The organism is Turicibacter sp. GALT-G1, from assembly GCF_025594995.1.
Lineage (GTDB): Bacteria > Bacillota_I > Bacilli_A > MOL361 > Turicibacteraceae > Turicibacter > Turicibacter bilis.
On record NZ_JAMQUS010000065.1, the window covers coordinates 56,711 to 63,021 of the forward strand.

General features: G+C 32.4%; 5 protein-coding genes and 3 tRNA genes. 1 reads left to right on the forward strand and 7 read right to left on the reverse strand.

Features of this window, described 5'->3' with window-relative positions; all coding sequences use genetic code 11:
* Positions 1–6 precede the first annotated feature (6 nt).
* From NEH74_RS11335 to NEH74_RS11350, 4 genes are all read right to left on the reverse strand, one after another.
* Positions 7–978: a hypothetical protein gene (locus tag NEH74_RS11335; protein WP_055304637.1), complete on the reverse strand. Its 972-nt coding sequence runs from the start codon at positions 976–978 to the stop codon at positions 7–9.
* Positions 979–1,115: 137 nt separating this feature from the next.
* A tRNA-Arg gene (locus NEH74_RS11340) sits at positions 1,116–1,192 on the reverse strand.
* 109 nt (positions 1,193–1,301) lie between these two features.
* A tRNA-Arg gene (locus NEH74_RS11345) sits at positions 1,302–1,378 on the reverse strand.
* 474 nt (positions 1,379–1,852) lie between these two features.
* On the reverse strand, positions 1,853–2,242 hold the full coding sequence (locus NEH74_RS11350) for a hypothetical protein (RefSeq protein ID WP_055243202.1): 390 nt from the start codon (positions 2,240–2,242) through the stop codon (positions 1,853–1,855).
* A gap of 327 nt (positions 2,243–2,569) precedes the next feature.
* On the opposite strand from NEH74_RS11350, the gene NEH74_RS11355 reads away from it, so the two are divergent.
* Positions 2,570–2,656 (forward strand) — tRNA-Leu (locus NEH74_RS11355).
* Between the two features lie 1,342 nt (positions 2,657–3,998).
* Here the strand turns inward: NEH74_RS11355 and NEH74_RS11360 are convergent.
* The 3 genes from NEH74_RS11360 to NEH74_RS11370 all read right to left on the reverse strand — a co-directional run bounded on the left by NEH74_RS11360 (position 3,999) and on the right by NEH74_RS11370 (position 6,073).
* Entirely contained in the window at positions 3,999–4,730 is a 732-nt protein-coding gene (locus NEH74_RS11360) for a hypothetical protein (RefSeq protein ID WP_055304635.1), read from the reverse strand.
* 89 nt (positions 4,731–4,819) lie between these two features.
* Positions 4,820–5,314: a GNAT family N-acetyltransferase gene (locus NEH74_RS11365; RefSeq protein ID WP_055304633.1), complete on the reverse strand. Its 495-nt coding sequence runs from the start codon at positions 5,312–5,314 to the stop codon at positions 4,820–4,822.
* Between the two features lie 72 nt (positions 5,315–5,386).
* Positions 5,387–6,073 carry a hypothetical protein gene (locus NEH74_RS11370; RefSeq protein ID WP_262941396.1) on the reverse strand — a complete coding sequence of 229 codons (687 nt, stop codon included), beginning with the start codon at positions 6,071–6,073 and terminating at the stop codon, positions 5,387–5,389.
* Positions 6,074–6,311: the final 238 nt, after the last annotated feature.

Sequence of the window (6,311 nt, forward strand, 5' to 3'; positions counted from 1 at the left end):
TAATTTCTACATTAATGATGATAAACTTAGGATATACTGACTCATTTTGTATGTGATGTCAGTCATTGTATTTAATTTATCATCAAGCCCCTTTTGCTGCCTAACTAACTCCAGTTCAATCCCTAAGAGCATACGAGCTAATTCTTGGACGACTTCCCCTGGATTAACTTCATCTACAAACGGAAAGAGACACTGGTAAAAGAAGATTAGATGTTGTTTGAGTAATTGCCTTGTGTCCTCATCCACCTCAATTTCAAAGAGAAGGTGAATGGCCTGATTGAGTTGCTCATAAAATTCATCTAAACTATCTGCAGTTGTTTTAAGTTGTCTACTCATCATTTCACTATCAAAATTCACTTCACATTCAATTCCCTTTTGTACTAATAATTCAAATAACATGGTTTTGATAATAGGCTGAGAACAATTATTTAAAATAAACTCAAATTCCTCTTGAAATAACGTTAATTGAATCGGGTCAATTGCCTGCAAATCAGATAACACCATCAATCGGGTCTCAAAGCTAGATTCATTTTTTAACACTTGAATTTTTTTATCAATCGTTTCATACCAATAACTTTCATAGTATGTTTTTAATTGATAAACCAATTCAATGAGGTTCTTATTCGTTAAAACGTTTAACCCTAACTCTCGACCATATTCTAACTGCTTGGTATCTACTACATCACCTGGAAGTTGAAACATCGTGACTAATATATCATGGGCCGCTACAATTAAGTCTAAACAATTTGCCGCTTTTATTTCTAAAATAAGTGCCTCACACATTTCAAATTCGCCTTTTAACATATAGGCCGTAATCAATTGCTTTTTCACTTCGAACTCAATCTTTTGATCTTTAACAACTTCTAAAAAATCTTCTAATAAACAAATTGCTTGGTCAATATAACCCTTTTCCATTAATTTAGTTGCTTGATCGATCTTTTCTTCATAATTTGTCGGGAAGTCATAAATCATTGCCATCTTTTCACCTCATGCGTTTATCTTGTAAACAACCCTTGTTTAATATTCACTTGAGTTTAGTTTTTTTCCGTTTCATCTTCCTTTTTAAACAACAAAAAAAAGAACTACAATTATGTAGTTCATTATCTTCTATCAAATGGCATCCCGGGAGGGATTCGAACCCCCGACCGACGGCTTAGAAGGCCGTTGCTCTATCCAGCTGAGCTACCGAGACATTTTTTATTCAAAAACATTAAACAAACGACCAACATCGGACGTTAATATACACCTAACGCTTAGACATTAAAAAAACTACACCGTTGTAGTCATTTAGTTCAATTAAGTGGCATCCCGGGAGGGATTCGAACCCCCGACCGACGGCTTAGAAGGCCGTTGCTCTATCCAGCTGAGCTACCGAGACATTTTTTGTTTTGTTTTCCACATTGATTATTTTAAACCATTTACTGACGTTTGTAAACAATTTTTTTACTCATTTATTCATGAATTTTTTTCCAATTAAAAGAGTTAGATAAATGATCAAAAGGTTTATCTAACCCTATCCCTTATTAAATGAAAATATTCTTTTATTAGTCAACTCTGCCTCAATAGCTGTTTATCGATGAATTAAAATAAAGTCTAATTCTGATAATGACTTTAACTAGTTTGAAAAAGAGGGGAATTTTAGAAATCCCCCCCTCTTTTTATTTTAGATATATTAGAGAACTATATAATTATGAAAACAGAAGTGTATTTCATCCCTGGATATCAGTCTTAGTTGCTCAATTGTTTTAATACTAAAACTGACGATAGTCCAACTAAAAGTTTTCCAATATAAAAAACTTCTCCGGACTTATATTGATTTTCCTTTGATATTGACAAACTCATCTATACTAACTTAACCTAATGGGAATTCTTTATGATCTAGCACTTGGCTAGGAACATGAACACACTGAATATCATAAGGCCCATATTGTATCACTTCTAGTTTTTTAACCCATACCCAACGGTCATAAGGAAATAATTTAATAACTTCAGCATATTCATGATAAAAATCATCTAAATAAGCTTGACACTCTGCTTCTGTATGAAACGGCATTTCAATTTGAATAAACGAACGTTTATATTCCTCTACTTTTTGTTCAACAAATGAAGCTAATAAGAAACCACTTAATGCTAACTCACGTTGACCCCAAGCTGAAATCTTACATTCAACCTCTTGTAGTGATTGATTAAAAACATCTTCACTCATCATTTGATTCACTGTAGGTTTCCAATATACGTTCATAATTGATCCCTCCAAATGGTTTCATTAGACGCCTTTTCTTTTCTGCTAATCTCACTCATTCATCGGATCACCACACTGATTTTTTTATTATCTGTTGTTAATGAGATTACCCCTCAAAAAAAGAAAGCGTTTTATATTTATAATATACGCATCTTTTTTAAAAAAATGAGTATTATTTGTTGATTTTTTTGTATTTTTTCTATTTTTTTCTAATTAAAATTTACATTAGGAATTCATTCACAATGATATACTACCGTTCACAATTGGAATTTTTTTGAAAAAAACACTTGCAACTGCTATAAGATATGATATAATAAATTTGTAAATGCCAGTGTGGCGGAATTGGTAGACGCAGTGGACTCAAAATCCACCGAAGCTTACTTCATGCCGGTTCGAGTCCGGCCATTGGTACCAAACCGAACAATAAACACCGATTAAGGTGTTTTTTTTATTTTTGATGACATAAACACAGACAACTCTTCTTTATTTTCATATGGTATATTGAGGATACCAAATCACTCATACATCCTAAAAACATTCCTAATTCAGTCTAATATCCAACTTTCCTACAACACTTTAACAAAATCTATTTACTTAATCACTTCCGGTATCCTCAGTCGATTAAGGACAGTAGACACAATCAAACAATTGATTAAATTTTTCTAAACATAAACATTCATACATTACCTATCATTCTCCTATATCCTTACTAAATTTTTATTTAAACTTCTATCTTTTAAACACTTTTAATCCATTGTTATAGCCATTATACTTCATACATTATTTATTTCTTTACCTTTTACTAACAAATAATCCTTTTATCACTTTATAAAACTACCAACATCTCATACACCATCACACTATTTACTCCACCATACTGTCACTTAAGAAGAAGCTATCTCATCGATAGCTTCTTTTTTATGGAAATATTTCGCATAAATACATCTACATGCTACAATTAACACAGTATGGTGTAGGAGGGCTTTCTATGATGTATCTAAAAAATACAGGCTATTACTATTACTTAGCTTCATTTGTTGATTTCATCCAATACTTGAAACACAAGCACAAGCCAATGTAAAACTTAAGGCTCATTTACCTACTTTTAGCGAAGAAATGTTTAGTGAGCGTCATATTCAAATTTAAACTTTTGCTCGAGAAGCATGCCCTTATGGTGAGTTATTTAACTATTGAAGCCCCTCAAGTAAGCCCATATCTCTTAGTAAGAAAACAATGTGATTACATGGGGCTGTTCCTGCAACCATTAGAAATGAAACTTATCTCACCTTAGGTTAGAATGACCAATCACCTGACTTTTAGTTAGACTTAATCCAACGAATTCAATGTAAAAAAGCCATCAACCCAAACTTAAATCATTACCTCTATGTCATTAATAAAATATCCTCCCCTGATGCTAATCTTCAATTTTTCCAATTGGCTAACTTATCGAGTCTATTTCTATTATTCATTCAAATGTTAATTTTAGCTTTACTAACAGGTTCCTTATCCTATCAACCTGCTAATAATGAAAAAAAACATCATCCTTAGTTAAGATGATGTTTTTTTCATGACTTAATGTTTCATATCTAAAAAAATAATTCACATAAAATTAAATAAGTAATACACATTTCAAAAATAGCTCCAAATACAAAGGCTTCAATTGTCATCCATATCACTCCCATATAAAATACAGTTTCTGACCTTTAGTATTTGATTTTTTTTAACTTTTAATCATGATTTTTAGTTAAATCGCCTATTATTGTGAAATTAGCGTACGATAGACATAATATTTTCCTTCATCAAACCCTATGTATGATTGAACATAACCTAACGTATCATTATGTGAACGGCCTAATATTCGTTGGGTTAAAATCAGATCATGACCTTGAGAGTAATGTTTACTATTGATTGGATTTGAATCACTGACAGGAGCGACAACCCCTAATAATGGATTTTTTAAATTCCCTTGCGTATCGTAAATCGCCTCTAAATAATCTGGACTCCGTCTTGATAAATCTAAAATAGTTGTCTCATTTGTATTCAAATTTTTAATTTCGACTTGATACTTAGGTAAGTAGGTGACTTGAAATTTAAATTTTTCTTCTAATAATTTATTACTAAATCCAAGTTGTACTGCCTTACCTTGATTAAAGAAAATATAATAATCGACTTGACTTCCGGTTCCACCACTAAAAATATAGACCCCCACGTCTAACAAACCATCATGCGTAAAATCTACAAGATCTATCCCGCCCCCCATTCCTTTTGAAGTTGGAATTGGGTAAAACTTTTTTTCTCCAGTTGCTCCATTTTCAACAACCAATGCAATATCGCTATAAATTAAATTATCATCCTCTTTAGTTCCTAATAAATAAATTTGATCGACTTGTTCAGTTCCCGTTAACGGAACCGTTTCATGAGCAAGTTGAATCACCTCTTTTTTCATAAATCGGTAATCAGTTTGATAACCACTAATACCATATTCCATTGTATCGCCTCACTTTAACTGTCTACTTTACTATATGCGTTTAAATGTTAGGCGAAACTCAAAGATAGATTAAATTACAAAATTATCATCTACCCAATGATCTGACTTCGACGCTCAAAAAAGATAACATCTCGAAAAGTACCATCCTCGCTTTCTCCCATTTTCTCACGATAACCAATTTCTCGAAAACCACATCGTTGATGAAGTGCAATACTTGCTTTATTTTCTGGAAAAATTCCAGAAAATAAACTCCAAATCCCCGCTTCTTCTGATTGAGTAATCATTTCATTCATTAAGGTTCTTCCAATCCCTTGTCCTGTATAAGCTCGATCTAAATAAATACTAATCTCGGCAACTCCTCGAAAGCATCGTCTTGAACTCATTAAACTCAAGACGATAAATCCACAGACCTGTCCTTGTTCATCAACTGCTACTAATCGCGGATACTGAAGATGTCCTTGATCAAAACTCTCCCAGGTTGGTACTTCTGTCTCAAATGTACATTGTTTAGAATCAATTCCCTGTTGATAGATGTTGGCAACCTTCTCATAATCAGTTGCATCCATTGAGCGGATACTTATCATATTTACCTCTCCCTCATTTAATTAATATGGATAATTAAACCATAATTTCTTAAAGCTTACAATGGCGAAGAGTTATGAGTCATGTAAAATGACAAAGGGTTCTTTGCGGTCTAAGTGCGAGAATTGAAATCCTTCAGAAAAAGTTAGCACTTTCTCATTGAAGCTCATAAATTCAAGATCAGGATGGGCTAGCGCCCACCTTTCTAATTCATGAAATAATTTTGTTTGCAGTTGATGTATTCGTTGAGATGGAACTTCTAAATATCTGTGTTTAAACTGCTGTATCTTTTGAATTGTCAAAGAATTAGGACTGACAAAAAATGCAAGTAACTCCTTTGAACATCGGCTTAAGGTAGACGATAAGTGCACCTTATCAACTAAACTCAGCTCATTGTAAAACCCTCTTAAATATTCAACATAACGCATTGAAATCACAAAAGAAAAAATACGTTGAAGCTGATCATCATTCAAAGTTGTTTTTGAAGTTGCTTTTGTTGAGAGTTGTTTAAAAAAACATTGAAGCTCTTGTTCTTTGATAAAATTTAACTTTTGCGATACGGAGCTTAGTTGTAAACAAAGCTGTTGTTCATCATAAACATAATACCCTTCAACCATTAAATTTATCTCATAAAGCTTAAGTAATTCTTTTAAAAGTGAAACATTTGACTCTAAAACAGGAATCGGATTTTTAATTGTTTTCTCGATAGATGAGGTTGGAGATAGGAACTTTAAACACCAATCTTCTACCTTTCCACTCAATATTCCCTGACCTTTCAATTAAGGATGGAGGAAGCAAAGGATAACGTTCTAAGGTTCATTCAAGTCATTTAGGAATAAGGAATTATTCTTAAATGACTTTTTTTAATTGCATTAAACAATCATATTGATAATAAACAACCTCATATCAAAAGTTATTTCTAACCGAATTAGATTATAAAGGCTAAAAACAACATTTTTATCTAACAGTACTTGTCTATTTAATCGAGTAGGAGATAAT

Bases quoted from the DNA above. Each gene is read 5' to 3' on its own strand.
- NEH74_RS11335 (WP_055304637.1), bottom strand. From the start codon at position 978: ATGGCAATGATTTATGACTTCCCGACAAATTATGAAGAAAAGATCGAT.
- NEH74_RS11350 (WP_055243202.1), bottom strand. From the start codon at position 2,242: ATGAACGTATATTGGAAACCTACAGTGAATCAAATGATGAGTGAAGAT.
- NEH74_RS11360 (WP_055304635.1), bottom strand. From the start codon at position 4,730: ATGGAATATGGTATTAGTGGTTATCAAACTGATTACCGATTTATGAAA.
- NEH74_RS11365 (WP_055304633.1), bottom strand. From the start codon at position 5,314: ATGATAAGTATCCGCTCAATGGATGCAACTGATTATGAGAAGGTTGCC.